Source organism: Streptomyces sp. VTCC 41912, assembly GCF_045799175.1.
GTDB classification, from domain to species: domain Bacteria; phylum Actinomycetota; class Actinomycetes; order Streptomycetales; family Streptomycetaceae; genus Streptomyces; species Streptomyces albulus_C.
Window position 1 is genome coordinate 191,286 of record NZ_JBJMAB010000006.1, and the last position, 14,435, is coordinate 205,720.

General features: G+C 72.3%; 10 protein-coding genes. 6 read left to right on the top strand and 4 right to left on the bottom strand.

Features of this window, described 5'->3' with window-relative positions:
• Positions 1-19: 19 nt before the first annotated feature.
• The 4 genes from ACJ6WD_RS12190 to ACJ6WD_RS12205 all read left to right on the top strand — a co-directional run bounded on the left by ACJ6WD_RS12190 (position 20) and on the right by ACJ6WD_RS12205 (position 6,643).
• A complete protein-coding gene (locus tag ACJ6WD_RS12190) occupies positions 20-301 on the top strand; it encodes an acylphosphatase (RefSeq protein ID WP_016571374.1) in 282 nt (93 codons plus the stop codon).
• Positions 302-683: 382 nt separating this feature from the next.
• Positions 684-887 (top strand): hypothetical protein, encoded by a 204-nt coding sequence (locus ACJ6WD_RS12195; protein WP_016571373.1) that lies wholly within the window; start codon positions 684-686, stop codon positions 885-887.
• A 408-nt stretch (positions 888-1,295) separates the two neighbouring features.
• On the top strand, positions 1,296-4,967 hold the full coding sequence (locus ACJ6WD_RS12200; protein WP_407615768.1) for an AAA family ATPase: 3,672 nt from the start codon (positions 1,296-1,298) through the stop codon (positions 4,965-4,967).
• 257 nt (positions 4,968-5,224) lie between these two features.
• Complete coding sequence (locus ACJ6WD_RS12205) at positions 5,225-6,643, top strand: sugar porter family MFS transporter (RefSeq protein ID WP_407615769.1); 1,419 nt, start codon at positions 5,225-5,227, stop codon at positions 6,641-6,643.
• A 96-nt stretch (positions 6,644-6,739) separates the two neighbouring features.
• Here ACJ6WD_RS12205 and ACJ6WD_RS12210 read toward each other — a convergent pair whose 3' ends face one another.
• The 3 genes from ACJ6WD_RS12210 to ACJ6WD_RS12220 all read right to left on the bottom strand — a co-directional run bounded on the left by ACJ6WD_RS12210 (position 6,740) and on the right by ACJ6WD_RS12220 (position 11,095).
• The gene (locus ACJ6WD_RS12210; RefSeq protein WP_407615770.1) at positions 6,740-8,440 is read right to left on the bottom strand and encodes an ankyrin repeat domain-containing protein; all 1,701 of its coding nucleotides are present in this window, start codon (positions 8,438-8,440) and stop codon (positions 6,740-6,742) included.
• A gap of 58 nt (positions 8,441-8,498) precedes the next feature.
• Complete coding sequence (locus tag ACJ6WD_RS12215) at positions 8,499-9,503, bottom strand: LLM class flavin-dependent oxidoreductase (RefSeq protein ID WP_233658502.1); 1,005 nt, start codon at positions 9,501-9,503, stop codon at positions 8,499-8,501.
• A 92-nt stretch (positions 9,504-9,595) separates the two neighbouring features.
• Positions 9,596-11,095 carry a cytosine permease gene (locus ACJ6WD_RS12220; protein ID WP_233658503.1) on the bottom strand — a complete coding sequence of 500 codons (1,500 nt, stop codon included), beginning with the start codon at positions 11,093-11,095 and terminating at the stop codon, positions 9,596-9,598.
• 447 nt (positions 11,096-11,542) lie between these two features.
• Here ACJ6WD_RS12220 and ACJ6WD_RS12225 point away from each other — a divergent pair, with 447 nt between their 5' ends.
• A complete protein-coding gene (locus ACJ6WD_RS12225) occupies positions 11,543-11,794 on the top strand; it encodes a hypothetical protein (protein WP_020963653.1) in 252 nt (83 codons plus the stop codon).
• 111 nt (positions 11,795-11,905) lie between these two features.
• A complete protein-coding gene (gene ftsY, locus ACJ6WD_RS12230; RefSeq protein WP_233658504.1) occupies positions 11,906-13,132 on the top strand; it encodes a signal recognition particle-docking protein FtsY in 1,227 nt (408 codons plus the stop codon).
• Between the two features lie 270 nt (positions 13,133-13,402).
• Here the strand turns inward: ftsY and ACJ6WD_RS12235 are convergent, their stop codons facing one another.
• On the bottom strand, positions 13,403-14,113 hold the full coding sequence (locus ACJ6WD_RS12235; protein ID WP_407615771.1) for a bifunctional DNA primase/polymerase: 711 nt from the start codon (positions 14,111-14,113) through the stop codon (positions 13,403-13,405).
• Between the last annotated feature and the right edge of the window lie 322 nt (positions 14,114-14,435).

Genomic DNA, 14,435 nt, shown 5'->3' on the forward strand with positions numbered 1-14,435 from the left:
GGCCGGTTAACGTGCACACATGGAAGAAGAGGTGCGGATGACCGCGTGGGTACGCGGGTTGGTCCAGGAAGTCGGGTTCCGCTGGTTCACCCGAGCGAACGCTTTGCGCATCGGCGGGCTGGCCGGTTTCGCGGTCAATCTCGGTGACGGACGCGTCCAGGTCGTCGCCGAGGGCGCGAAGGACCGTTGCGATCAGCTCCTGGAGTGGCTCCGCACCGGGGACACGCCCGGGGCCGTCACCGGCGTCACTGAGATTTGGGCCACTCCGCGAGGCGGCTACGACGGCTTCGAGATCCGCTGACCGGGCCCGAAGACGCCCCCCGGACGGGCGTGCCAAGGGCTCCGGCCGGTACGTCACCGTGAGCTACTTACCGGAGATAAGCCCTGGTGGTTGCCAACTCGGCCGACCCGTGCAAGGCTGCCGCTGTACGGATGATCTCCACGCCCCGCGGGTCCTTTCTGGAGAGTCGGCGCCATGTCATGGCCGCTGCGCACTCTCAGGCGCCCGAGGATACGGGGTGTGATCGTGTTGACCGTCCATCCGTTTGGTGAGACTCTGGAATCCCCGCGCACCTTAGCTGTTTGGCATTGAGTACACCTGGAGAATGACAAGCACCGCGGGTGCGAATCCCTCACGACCCACACCGCTTCGGTCGGTCACTCATTGTGGAGGACCATCCATCATGGCAAAGGCGCTTCTCGGTTACGTCGGCGGCTCCGACCCCCGAGTCCTCTCCGAGATGCGACGGCTTCAGCAGCGCGTCCAGGACCTCGAATCCGAACTCATTCGGATGCAGGCCGAGAATGACATGCTCTCCGCTGCCACGCGTCGCGACGACTCGGTACTCGACATCGACGTACCCCAGGCGGAGCCCGCGCTCACCTGACCCCGATCGCCTCACCCGGTCCACGCTCAAAGATCACGGTCGGACGGGCTGCACGCCAGCCGCTTGAGGCACCGCTCTTCAAGATCTGCAAGGGACGCTTCGGCGTCCCTTCGTCATAATCCCCGTTCCGTCCTCGCGGTCGTGCGCCGTGCCTTTTCCGCGACCTCTTTCGCGCCGTCCGGACACCTCGGTGCCCTTCGGTCACTTCCGTCGCGCGGGTTTCCCCAGCCCCTCGGTTCGTCCTTACCGCATGATGTGCCCCTCCCCTCACCCGGTGAAACCGGCGCCTGCCTTTCCCGGTGAACCGACGGCCAACAGCGGTCCACACAAGGGAGCCGTACGGGGAGCGGGACGGTCGCCGGAATGTTGCGGAGGGGCCCCGGGGGGTGGCCGGTAGAGTTCAACGGCGTGCATCTGAAGAGTTTGACCCTGCGAGGCTTCAAGTCCTTCGCCTCCGCCACGACGCTCCGGTTCGAACCGGGCATCACCTGCGTCGTGGGCCCCAACGGGTCCGGCAAGTCCAACGTCGTGGACGCCTTGTCGTGGGTCATGGGGGAGCAGGGCGCCAAATCGCTGCGCGGCGGGAAGATGGAGGACGTCATCTTCGCCGGGACGACCGGGCGGCAGCCGCTCGGCCGCGCCGAGGTCTCGTTGACGATCGACAATTCCGACGGGGCGCTGCCCATCGAGTACGCCGAAGTCACGCTGACCCGGATCATGTTCCGCAACGGCGGCAGCGAGTACCAGATCAACGGTGACACCTGCCGGCTGCTGGACATCCAGGAGCTCCTCTCCGATTCCGGCATCGGCCGCGAGATGCACGTGATCGTCGGGCAGGGCCAGCTCGACTCCGTCCTGCACGCCGATCCGATGGGCCGCCGGGCGTTCATCGAGGAGGCCGCCGGGGTGCTCAAGCACCGCAAGCGCAAGGAGAAGGCGCTGCGGAAGCTGGAGGCGATGAAGGCCAATCTCGCCCGCGTGCAGGACCTCACCGACGAGCTGCGGCGACAGCTCAAACCGTTGGGGCGGCAGGCCGCGGTCGCCCGGCGGGCCGCCGTCATCCAGGCCGACCTGCGAGACGCCCGGCTGCGGCTGCTCGCCGACGACCTGGTCGCGCTGCGCCGGGCGCTGGCCGCCGAGATCGCCGACGAGGCGGCACTGAAGGAGCGCAAGGAGGCGGTGGAGGCGCGGCTGCGCACCGCACAGCAGCGCGAGGCGGCCATGGAGGCGGAGGTGCGTGCCCTCGCGCCGCGGGTGCAGCGGGCCCAGCAGACCTGGTACGCGCTGTCCCAGCTCGCCGAGCGGGTGCGGGGCACCGTGTCGTTGGCCGAGGCCCGGGTCCGCAGCGCCGCGGCGGCCCCGCCGGAGGAGCGGCGCGGTCGGGAGCCCGAGGACCTGGAGCGGGAGGCCGCCCGGATCCGCGAGCAGGAGGCGGAGTTGACGGCCGCGTTGGAGGCGGCGAGTCGGGCGTTGGAGGACACCGTCGAGCACCGGGCCGCGTTGGAGCGGCAGTTGGCGGACGAGGAGCGGCGGCTGCGGGACCTCGCGCGAGCCCTGGCGGACCGGCGCGAGGGCCTGGCCAGGCTGAGCGGACAGGTCACCGCGGCCCGCGGTCGGGCGGCTTCGGCGCAGGCGGAGATCGGGCGGCTGGTCGAGGCCCGGGACGCCGCCCGGAGCAGGGCGGTCGTCGCACAGGAGGAGTACGAGCAGCTCAAGGCCGAGGTCGACGGGCTGGACGCGGACGACGCGGAGGTCGGCGGTCGGTACGAGGCGGCCCGGCAGGAGCTGGCGGCGGCCGAGTCGGCGCTGACCGTCGTGCGGGAGGCGCTGACCGCGGCCGAACGGGAACGGGCGGCGACCGCCGCCCGGCACGACGCTCTCGCCCTCGGGCTGCGCCGCAAGGACGGCACCGGTGCGCTGCTGGCCGCCGCGGAGCGGATCGGCGGGGTGCTCGGGCCGGCCGCCGAACTGCTGACCGTCACGCCGGGCTTCGAGGTGGCGGTGGCGGCCGCGCTGGGGGCCGCCGCGGATGCGGTGGCGGTCACCGATCCGGCCGTGGCGGCGGAGGCGCTGCGGCTGCTGCGGAAGGAGGACGCCGGGCGGGCGGCGATGGTGCTCGGCGGCGCGCGGCCGGCTCGGGTGCCGGCGCCGGCCCGGGCGCGGGAGGCCGTGGTGGCGGTGGAGGTCGCCGAGCGGGCCGGCGGCGAGTCGTCCGCCGGGGCCGGTGGAACCGCCGGGAGCGGTGCGGCCGGCGGGTCGGGGAGCGGGCCGGCGCCGGTGCCGGCCCATGAACTCGTCCACGGACCCAAGGAGTTGACCGCATCGCTGGCCCGGCTGCTGCGGGACGTGGTGGTGGTCGGGTCGCTGGCCGAGGCCGAGGAACTGGTGGTGGCGCGGCCGGAGCTGATCGCCGTCACCGCGGAGGGCGACCTGCTCGGGGCGCACTTCGCGCAGGGCGGGTCGGCCGGGGCACCCAGCCTGCTGGAGGTGCAGGCGTCGGTCGACGAGGCGGCCGCGGAACTCACCGAGCTGGCGGCCCGCTGCGACGCCCTGGCCGAGGAGCGGCGGGCGGCGGAGCGGTGGCGGACCGAGTGCGCCGCGCTGGTCGAGGAGTTGGACGGTCGGCGGCGCGCCGCCGACCGGGAGAAGTCGAAGGTCGCCGGGGACCTGGGGCGGCTCGCCGGGCAGGCGCGGGCCGCCGCCGGTGAGGCGGAGCGGTCCGCCGCCGCGGCCGCGCGGGCCGAGGAGGCGCTGGCGCGGGCCACCGAGGAGGCCGAGGAACTGGCCGCGCGGCTGGTCGCGGCCGAGGAGGACCCGGGCGCGGACGACGAGGAGCCCGACACCTCGGTGCGCGACCGGCTGGCGGCCGACGGGGCCAATGCCCGGCAGACGGAGATGGAGGCCCGCCTCCAGGCCCGGACGCACGAGGAACGGGTCAAGGCGCTCGCGGGGCGGGCGGACGGGCTGGACCGGGCGGCGCGGGTGGAGCGCGAGGCGCGGGCCCGCGCCGAGCAGCGGCGGGCCCGACTGCGGCACGAGGCCGCGGTGGCCGGGGCGGTGGCCGCGGGTGCGCGGCAGCTGCTGGCGCACGTCGAGGTGTCGGTCGTCAGGGCCGAGGAGGAGCGGGCCGCCGCGGAACGTGCCAAGGACGAGCGGGAGCGGGCCCTGGCCACCGAGCGCGAGCAGGGCCGGGAGTTGACGAGCGAGCTGGACAAACTGACTGATTCGGTGCATCGCGGCGAGGTGTTGGGGGCCGAGAAGCGGCTGCGGATCGAGCAGTTGGAGGCCCGGGCGCTGGAGGAGCTGGGGGTGGAGCCGGCCGCGCTGGTGGCAGAGTACGGTCCCGACCAGCCCGTGCCGCCGTCCCCGCCGGCCGAGGGCGAGGCGCTGCCCGAGGACCCGGAACACCCGCGGAACCAGCCGGTTCCCTATGTCAGGGCCGAGCAGGAGAAGCGGTTGAAGGCCGCCGAGCGGGCGTATCAGCAGCTCGGGAAGGTGAACCCGCTCGCGCTGGAGGAGTTCGCGGCGCTGGAGGAGCGGCACCAGTTCCTCAGCGAACAGCTTGAAGACTTGAAGAAGACCCGGGCCGACCTGCTGCGGGTGGTCAAGGAGGTCGACGAGCGGGTCGAGCAGGTCTTCACCGAGGCGTACCAGGACACCGCGCGGGAGTTCGAGGGCGTCTTCGCGCGCCTCTTCCCGGGGGGCGAGGGACGCCTGGTGCTGACGAACCCGGACGACATGCTGGCGACCGGGGTGGACGTGGAGGCGCGCCCGCCGGGCAAGAAGGTCAAGCGGCTCTCCCTGCTGTCGGGCGGTGAGCGGTCGCTGACCGCGGTGGCACTACTGGTGTCGATCTTCAAGGCGCGGCCCAGTCCGTTCTACGTGATGGACGAGGTCGAGGCCGCGTTGGACGACACCAATCTGCAGCGGCTGATCCGGATCATGGAGGAGCTCCAGGAGAGTTCGCAGCTGATCGTGATCACGCACCAGAAGCGGACGATGGAGGTCGCCGACGCGCTCTACGGCGTGTCGATGCAGGGGGACGGCGTCTCGAAGGTGATCAGTCAGCGGCTGCGCTGAGCCGGTGCGGTGGCCCGGTCGCGCCGAGGCCGGTGGCCCCTCTCCTTCATTCCCTGAAGATCAATTCAGAACTTGAATGAAGGCTGCGGTAGTCGGGTGAGGAAGACGTCAGCTTTGGGGTATTGACTTCGAAACTTAAAGGCATAGTCTCTGCAACGTTGCTTTTACCTTCAAGTGGTGGGTGCCCCCGACGTGTGCACCACTTGTAGGGCCAGCCCCCTACGCCCGGCAGCGCAGCCGGGCCACTGGAGTTCACGTTGACCAGCACCGCGCAGCCGACGGTCCCGGAAGGCCGCAAGGCCCAGCCGGACCACCTCGGCCATGTCATCTTCATCACCGCGGCTGCCGCGATGGGCGGCTTTCTCTTCGGCTATGACAGCTCCGTGATCAATGGCGCGGTCGAGGCGATCCGCAGCCGCTACGACGTCGGCTCCGCCGTCCTCGCGCAGGTGATCGCCATCGCCCTGATCGGCTGCGCCATCGGCGCCGCCACCGCCGGTCGGATCGCCGACCGGATCGGCCGGATCCGGGTCATGCAGATCGCCGCGGTGCTGTTCACCATCAGCGCCGTCGGCTCCGCGCTGCCGTTCGCCCTGTGGGACCTGGCGATGTGGCGCGTGCTGGGCGGCATCGCGATCGGCATGGCCTCGGTCATCGGCCCGGCCTACATCGCCGAGGTGTCGCCGCCCGCCTACCGCGGACGGCTCGGCTCCTTCCAGCAGGCCGCCATCGTCGTCGGCATCGCCATCTCCCAGCTCGTGAACTGGGGCATCCTCAACCTCGCCAACGGTGAGCAGCGCGGCAAGATCGCCGGCCTGGAAGCCTGGCAGTGGATGCTCGGCGTGATGGTCATCCCCGCCATCCTCTACGGCCTGCTCTCCTTCGCGATCCCCGAGTCGCCGCGCTTCCTGATCTCCGCCGGTCGGCTTGAGCGCGCCAAGGAGGTGCTCTCCGAGGTCGAGGGCCGGAGCGTGGACCTCGAAGCCCGGGTCTCCGAGATCCAGGACGCGATGCGCCGCGAGCACAAGTCGACCTTCAAGGACCTGCTCGGCGGCAAGGGCGGCTTCCTGCCGATCGTCTGGGTCGGCATCGGGCTCTCCGTCTTCCAGCAGCTGGTCGGCATCAACGTCGCCTTCTACTACTCCTCGACGCTGTGGCAGTCGGTCGGCATCAACCCCGAGGGCTCGTTCTTCTACAGCTTCACCACCTCGATCATCAACATCATCGGCACCGTGATCGCGATGATCTTCGTCGACCGGATCGGCCGCCGACCGCTGGCGCTGATCGGTTCGGCCGGCATGGCCGTGGCGCTCGCCCTGGAGGCGTGGGCCTTCTCCGCCAAGACCGCGGCCGGCACCCTGCCCTCCGCCGAAGGCACCGTGGCCCTGATCGCCGCGCACGGCTTCGTCCTCTTCTTCGCCCTCTCCTGGGGCGTCGTGGTCTGGGTCTTCCTCGGTGAGATGTTCCCCAACAAGATCCGGGCCGCCGCGCTGGGCGTCGCCGCCTCCGCGCAGTGGATCGCCAACTGGGCGATCACGGCCAGCTTCCCGAGCCTCTCGGACTGGAACCTGTCCGGCACCTACGTGATCTACATGGTCTTCGCTCTGCTCTCGATCCCCTTCGTGCTCAAGTTCGTGAAGGAGACCAAGGGCAAGGCGTTGGAGGAGATGGGCTAACCCCCCCGCCAGCCCTCTCCTCAGTTGTCGCTGCTGCCCCGGCTCTCCCGAGCCGGGGCAGCGGTGGTTCGTGCGGGCGGGCGCACCGGGACCGCACTACGCCAGGAGCGCGCTGCCCGCGGGTATCTCCACCCAGCGGTGCGGCGGCCCGCTCACCGGCCGCGGGTCCGTCACCCGCAGGCCGGCCGCCGCGCAGGCGTACCCCAACTCGGCGGCGCCGTACAGCTCCTGCGGTCGTGACCAGCTCCAGAAGCGGTAGTGCCAGTGCCCCTCGGGCTCGTCGCCGTACGGCGGGAGACCGATCTCCTCGGTCAGCTCGGTGCGGCCGTCGCGGGAGAGGGTGCCGAAGGTGCCGCCGCTGGGGTCGAAGTACAGGCCGTACGCGGTGGCGCCGACGGAGAGGGCGTCCAGCGCCGCATCGGTGCCCAGCAGGTACGAGGCCGGCTGGAGCAGGACGCAGCCGCCAAGCACCCCCGTCACCCCCACCCGGCGGTGGGCCTCCCCGGGGTCGTGGGGGACCGCGGTGGCGTCCGGCGGCCCCACCGCGGTCTCGCGCGGGTCCCGCTCCAGCCGCCGGACCGCCTCGGCCTCGTCGATCCCCGCCACGAACGCGACCGAGGCACCTTCGGTGCGCACCCCTCGGAACACCGCCGCCCGGGCGTCCGCCTCCCGCTGGGCGGCGCGCTCCCCGGGCGCCAACGGCACCGCCCCCGGCAACTCGGCGAAGAGCGGGGCCAGCTCGCAGGTCAGCGCCAGTCGGCCGGGGGAGCGCCCGCCGAGCTGCGGGGTCCAGGCGTCGGCGCCGGCCCGCAGCAGCAGCTCCGCGTTCTCCCCGGCGCCGTGGCAGACGGCGTGCCACAGCGGGGTGCGGCCCTGGCCGTCCCGCGCGTCCACCACCGCGCCCCGCTCCAGCAGCGCGGCGACGGCCACCGGGCCACCGTGGGCCGCGGCCAGGTGCAGCGGGGTCGCGCGAGCGTGGCCCGGCACGAGCGCGCCGGGATCGGCACCGCTTTCCAGGCGGGCCAGCACCAGCCCGGTGTCCTGCCAGTGGAACGGCGCCAGGAGTCTCCAGTCGTCGCGCGCCGCGTCGGGCGCGGGCGGTGACCACGGCTGCGGCGACTCCGGCCCGGACGGCCGGGCGAGGAGCGCCGCCGGCCCCGGGCCGAGGCCGAGGAACCCCCGGGTCTGCTCGTCCGCCGCCCGGTGGCCTGGCGGCGCGGCGGCCGGCCAGATCTCCCGCGCTTCGCCGGCGACCGCCCGCAGCGGTCCGGCGTCGACGACGGTGACGGTCTCGGGCACCTGCTCGTCCGGCCACTCGACGACCAGCTGGGTGACGCCGGCAGGCGGCAACTGCGAGAGGTGCAGCTCCAGTTCGTAGTGGAAGGCGCCGCCGCTGCCGCCGCTCAGCCGCAGTGTCGGGCCGGCGGGCCCGGCGACCGGCAGGGGCGGCCCGTCGAGCGTGGTGACCTTCCGCCCGTCCGCCAGCAGCAGCCCGCAGCGCAGCGCCCCGCTGTCCGGAGGGCCGTACGGCGACGTCCGCCCGCCGGTCCGGATCCGCCGCAGGAAGACCGAGAGCCGCATCGTCACCGACCCCGGCCAGACCTGCCAGCCGGTGAGCATGATCCGGACGTCCGGCCCCGCGCCGGCCTCGGCGACCTGCGCGAGCTGCGCCGGCACGAACCAGTGCGAGGGCGCGAACTCCTCGTCCGGCCCGGGTGCGTAGGTGCCCAACTCCAGCGTGTCGTCGAGAGGTTCGGCCGGCGGGCCGGAGGCGGGCAGTCCGTCGAAGAAGCTCATGCCTCGATCGTGGCACCCGGCACTGACAATCGACCGTGCGGCCGCGCCGTCCGGCGGATCAGTCCGTCAGTCGCGGAATCACCTGTTCCGCAAACAGCCGCAGCGAACGCCACCCCTCCTCGACGGGCATCCCGCCGCACAGCGGATGCAGGATCAACGTGCCCCGGGCGCCGTCCTCTTGGGCCAGCTTGACGCACTCGTCCGGGGTGACGATGCGGTACACGCCCTCCGCGCGCAGCGCCTCGGCGTCCTGCGCGGTGGACCGCACCGCGGAGCGTGCGTCGGCCGACTGCCAGGCCGCGTACCGCTGCGCCTCGTACAGCAGGTGACCGCCGTGCGCGGCCCAACTGCGGTCCGGGTCCTCGGAGACGTGCAACAGGCAGGTGCGCGGCGGGGGTTGGAGCACCCAGCCCTCGGTCCCGGCCGCGGCGCACTGCGCGTGGTAGTAGCGCACCAACTCCGGCAGGTGGGCGCTGGGGAAGAACGGCAGCCCCAGACGCGCCGCGCGCCGGGCCGCCGGCCGCGAGGCGCCCCCGACGAGCAGCGTCGGGTGAGGTCGCGAGTACGGGCGCGGAGTGACCTGGACCGTGCGCCCCCGATAGCGGAACGGTTCACCGGTCCAGGCGTCCAGCAGCGTGCGGAGCACCTCGTCCTGGAGGGCGCCGCGGCGCTGCCAGTCCTTGTCGTGGGCCGCGTACTCCTCGGGCCGGTAGCCGAGTCCGGCGACGGTGACCAGGCGGCCGGCGCCGAGCAGGTCGAGCACGGCGAGGTCCTCGGCCAGCCGCAGCGGGTCGTGCAGCGGGCTCAGCAGGGCCGAGACGGTCACGCCGATCCGGCTCGTGGTGCCGAGGACGGCTCCCGCGAAGGTGAGCGGGGAGGGCATCCAGCCGTTGTCGGTGGCGTGGTGCTCCTCGGTCTGGACCATGCCCACGCCGTGCGCGTCGGCGTACGCGGCCATCTCGACGGCGGCCCGGTAGCGGGCGGACAGTTCCTCGGGGGCGACCGGCGGGCCGGCGAGGTTGAAGCGCACGACCGTGGTGGGTGCGGTGTTGCCGGCGGACATGACGGATCCCCTTCGCCGGAGCAGGTGGCGAAGGGGACCGTAGCTGACGATACGTCAGTTGACCAGGTGGGTGGTCGAGAACCGGCCGGGGATCAGCCGACCTCCACCACCGAACGCTCCTCGGAGCCTTCCGGCGCGGGGGCCGAGGCCGGGGTCTCGTTCTCCCGGGCGGCCGGCAGGACCGCGAAGACCACCGCGGCGATCAGGATGGTGACCACCCAGCCCAGGCCGTTCTCGCCGATCCAGGTGCCGGCGAGCGGGCCGGAGAACCACTGCACCTTGGTGAAGCACAGGCCCACGATCAGCGCGAGCGCCCAGGCCGACATGGCCTGCCAGCAGAACCCGCCCTTGTACCAGTACCGGCTGCTGGGCCCGATGGTCATCAGGCTCTCCGCGTGGTACCGGACCGCCATCTTCCGGCGACGGACCATGTCCATGGCGTAGACGCCGATCCAGGCGGAGAAGGAGACCGCGAGCAGCGTCAGGAAGGCGATGAACTGGCCCACGAAGTCCTTGGCCACCAGCATCATGAACAGCCCGCCGATCAGGCTGATGGCGGCGTTGATGCTGACCGCCAGGGCGCGCGGCAGCTTGACGCCCATGGTCTGCGCGGTGAATCCCGCGGAGTACATCGACAGGCTGTTGATCAGCATCATGCCGATCAGCGCGGTGATCAGGTACGGGATCGCGATGGCCGACGGCAGCACCTGGCCGAGGAAGGACATCGGGTCGGTGTTCTGGTTGGCCAGCTCCGGGTTGGAGACGGCCATCACGCCACCCATGACCACCATCGGGACCAGCACCAGGGCGGCGCCCGAGACGGTGGTGCCGACGATCTTCTTGCCGGAGGCGGAGTGCGGCAGGTAGCGCGCGAAGTCCGGACCGGTGGGCACCCAGCTCAGGCCGCCGGCCGCGATGGTGCCGATGCCCGCGATCATCATGGCGCCGCTGCCCGGCGACTTGGCGAAGATGGCGCCCCACGGCATCTCGACGATCAGGTAGACCAGGACGACGACGCTGATCAGGCTGAAGAGGTACGTGGAGTACTTGTTGCAGACGTTGAGCGCCTTGCGGCCCATCCCGCTCACCAGGAAGGTGCAGGCGACGAAGCCCAACAGGGTCACCACGACCAGCACGTTGTTGGTCTTGATGCCGAACACCAGGTGGAGCACGGTCAGGATCGCGTAGGCGCCGCTGACCGCGTTGATGGTCTCCCAGCCGAAGCGGGCGACCCACAGGATCGCGCCCGGGAAGTAGTTGCCGCGCACGCCGAAGGCGGCCCGGGAGAGCATCGCGCCCGGGGCGCCGCCCCACTTGCCGGAGACCGACAGCAGGCCGACGATCCCGAAGGAGACGCAGGAGGCGATGGCGGCGACCACCAGCACCTGCCAGAAGTTCAGGCCGTTGTTGATCACCAACGAGGCGCCCATGGTGAGCAGCAGCACGCTGATGTTGGCCGCCACCCAGGTGGGGAAGAGCTCGCGCACCCGCCCTCGGCGCTCGTTGTCCGGAACGGGCTCGATGCCGCGCGTCTCGACGGCGCCGTCGACTTCCGGGGTGGACGTGGATGCGGACGCGGTGCTGGTGCCCATGGGTGCAGCTGTCTCCGTGCGGGGGTCTGGGGGGCACCCCCGGGAACGGGGGTGCAGGCAGCGGCTGTGGTGCCTGGCCAGAAAGTGGTTGCCAGGACTCTACGCGCGTTGCGCAGCCGTCCACCATCGTACTTTGATCCAACTTCTACCGGTCCGCCCCCTTGGACCCCCTGACGATGACACGGGCCGCGCCCTCCTGTCGATGAATCCAGTCACACCGCCCTGATCAGGACATACAGCGCGCACTGGACCGTCAAAACATGAAGCGGAGGCTCCTCTTCCGTTGTGACGGGCCGCCGCACCGTCTCATCGGAGGCCCGTCGGAGAGACGCATGTCTCGTTTGAGTACCGGCGAGCGGCCGTGGCCGGGGCGTCACCGGGGCCCGCGCGCGACGGGTTGTCCACACCCCGGGCACGGCGCACCGGATGTGGTGCAAGGTGATCCCGATGAACGACAGCGAACGCCCGCAGGAGGCCGACGTGTCCGGTGTGTCCGGCAAGACCTGTCAGTGGTGCCAGGGCACCGGCTATGTGTCCCAGGCCCTGGCCTACGCCCCCGGCGTCGACCCGTTCCGGGGCCCCCACGAGACCGTCCAGCGGGCCGGCGAATGCCGGCACTGCCGGGGATCGGGCACGTACGACTCCCACTGCGACCCCACCTTGGAGCGCTGGCGCACACAGGAGAGCCGGGAGTCCTGACACCGCGCGCCAGGCGGCTGCCGGGCCCCGGGACGCCCCGCCGAGGCCCGGGACCGAACCCCGGGCGCGTACGGCTGTTCGCAGCGGGGCGTGGCTGATACTGGAGGGGTTATGGAAACCGTCATCCTTGCCGTAGTCATCGCCGTGGTCGTGCTCGGCGCGATCAGCGGGCTCGTCGTCAGCGGCCGCAAGAAGAAGCAGCTGCCGCCCCCGACGGCCGCCCCCAAGCCCTCCGTCACCGCGCCCCCCGCCGAACCGCACGTCGGCGAGGAGGCCGAAACCCCCCGCGACGAAGAACGTCGCACCATCGAAGAAGTCGAGCTGCCGACGGCCGAGGCCCCCGCGGCCGAGGCGCCGGTCGCCGAGCCGGAGGCGCCCGCGGCGCCCGAGGTCGAGGTCCCCGAGCCCACCGCCGGGCGTCTGGTGCGGCTGCGCGCCCGGCTCGCCCGCTCCCAGAACACCCTCGGCAAGGGCCTGCTGACCCTGCTGTCGCGGGAACACCTCGACGAGGACACCTGGGAGGAGATCGAGGACACCCTGCTGACCGCGGACGTCGGCGTCACCCCCACCCAGGAACTGGTCGAGCGGCTCCGCGAGCGGGTCAAGGTGCTGGGCACCCGTACCCCCGAGGACCTCCGCCAGTTGCTGCGCGAGGAACTGCTCGCCCTCATCGGCACCGACGCCGACCGGACCGTGCACACCGACGGCACCGTCGGCAACGGCGGCACCGAGATCCCCGGCGTCGTGATGGTCGTCGGCGTCAACGGCACCGGCAAGACCACCACCACCGGCAAGCTCGCCCGCGTGCTGGTCGCCGACGGCAAGTCCGTCGTCCTGGGCGCGGCGGACACCTTCCGCGCCGCCGCCGCCGACCAGCTCCAGACCTGGGGCGAGCGGGTCGGCGCCCGCACGGTCCGCGGTCCGGAGGGCGGCGACCCCGCCTCCATCGCCTTCGACGCGGTCAAGGAGGGCATCGCCGAGGCCGCCGACGTGGTCCTGATCGATACCGCGGGCCGGCTGCACACCAAGACCGGTCTGATGGACGAGCTCGGCAAGGTCAAGCGGGTCGTCGAGAAGCACGGACCGGTCGGCGAGGTGCTGCTCGTCCTGGACGCCACCACCGGTCAGAACGGCCTCGTGCAGGCCCGGGTCTTCGCCGAGGTCGTGGACATCACCGGCGTGGTGCTCACCAAGCTCGACGGCACCGCCAAGGGCGGCATCATCATCGCCGTCCAGCGCGAACTGGGCGTTCCGGTCAAGCTGGTCGGCCTGGGCGAGGGGCCGGACGACCTGGCGCCGTTCGAGCCCGAGGCGTTCGTGGACGCGCTGATCGACTGATCCCGCGGCCCGGCACGACGGCGGCGGCCCCCGGTACCTGCGGATGACGGGTACGGGGGCCGCCGCCGTTTCTATGGGTGAGGTGAGGTGAGGTGAGGGGAGGGGAGGGGAGGGGAGGGGAGGGGGGCGGTGCGGAGCCCGCTCCCTGCCGCACCGCCCACGGCGTCCGAAGGCGTGGGGTGGCGTGGGGAGGCGTGGGGAGGCGTGCGGATCAAGCCAAGACGCAGATCCCGGTGCGCCCGCTCGCCGACGGGGCGCTCTGTCGCCGGCTCAGTACGACGGCGGGCCGGGCGTCGCCGCATCGGTGGTTCCCCGGCCGCCCGCCGACCTGTTGCACACGTACGCCAGGGTCCCCAGGAGTAACCGGGCCTGCGGCGGCCGGCTGGCGGTCTCCAGGGTCGGCGGGCGCAGCCAGCGCATCGGGCCGTGGCCGCCGAAGTCGGACGGCGGAGCGGCGACGTGGTCACCGCGCCCCAGCGGACGCAGGTCCAGATCCGCGTCGTCCCACCCCATGCGGTAGCGGAGGTCGGGCAGCGCGGCGGCCGCGCCCGGGGCGACGAAGAACAGGGCCCGTCCGGTCGGCGTGGCCGCCACCGGCCCCAGCGGCAGCCCCATCCGCTCCAACCGCACCAGCGCGCCCCGCCCGGCGTCCACCGGCACGTCGAGAACGTCGAAGGAGCGGCCCACCGGGAGCAGCACCGCCGCGCCGGGCGTCTCGCTCCAGGCGGCCAGCGCCTTCTCCAGCGTCGCGCCCGCCGGCACCTCCCGGGCGAAGGAGAGCGGGTGCGCGCCGGGGGAGGGGCAGGCGGCGTCCCCGCACGAACACTCCGTCCGGCCACCGGCCCGGACCGCGCGGGCCCCCGGGACGACGTCCCACCCCCACAGCCCCGTGTACTCGGCCACCGCGGTGCCCTCGGCCGAGCGGACGCGACGGCGCGTTCCGGAACGGAGGTCCCGGATGCCGCCGATCGTGAAACCCATGCCCCCTCCAACGGGTGGTGCGTACGAGTGGTGACGAGTCGGGGAGTTGACGAGGAGACGGTTCTTCACTCTGGTGTTCACGCTCCGTCGGCGGGCCGTGGTACCGGTGGTGTGCCGTCGTACGCCGGGTGGTGCGACGCGGTGCGCACGCCTCGGCGTGCTCCGCTCCGCCCGTTCCCGTACGACCTGTGTCAAGTCAATCGCGAGAGCGGGCCGGGGAGTTCACGCAAAGGGGTGGCGAATGGTGGCGTTTCCGCAATCGACCTCCCGACGGGCGTGATCGTAGGATTACTTTCAGTAGCACGAACCCCGGAGGGGCATT

Excerpts from the sequence above, each read along its gene's own strand:
- ACJ6WD_RS12215 (WP_233658502.1), bottom strand. The coding sequence starts at position 9,503 with ATGTCCGCCGGCAACACCGCACCCACCACGGTCGTGCGCTTCAACCTC.
- ACJ6WD_RS12195 (WP_016571373.1), top strand. The coding sequence starts at position 684 with ATGGCAAAGGCGCTTCTCGGTTACGTCGGCGGCTCCGACCCCCGAGTC.
- ACJ6WD_RS12235 (WP_407615771.1), bottom strand. The coding sequence starts at position 14,113 with ATGGGTTTCACGATCGGCGGCATCCGGGACCTCCGTTCCGGAACGCGC.
- ACJ6WD_RS12225 (WP_020963653.1), top strand. The coding sequence starts at position 11,543 with ATGAACGACAGCGAACGCCCGCAGGAGGCCGACGTGTCCGGTGTGTCC.
- ftsY (WP_233658504.1), top strand. The coding sequence starts at position 11,906 with ATGGAAACCGTCATCCTTGCCGTAGTCATCGCCGTGGTCGTGCTCGGC.
- ACJ6WD_RS12220 (WP_233658503.1), bottom strand. The coding sequence starts at position 11,095 with ATGGGCACCAGCACCGCGTCCGCATCCACGTCCACCCCGGAAGTCGAC.
- ACJ6WD_RS12210 (WP_407615770.1), bottom strand. The coding sequence starts at position 8,440 with ATGAGCTTCTTCGACGGACTGCCCGCCTCCGGCCCGCCGGCCGAACCT.
- ACJ6WD_RS12190 (WP_016571374.1), top strand. The coding sequence starts at position 20 with ATGGAAGAAGAGGTGCGGATGACCGCGTGGGTACGCGGGTTGGTCCAG.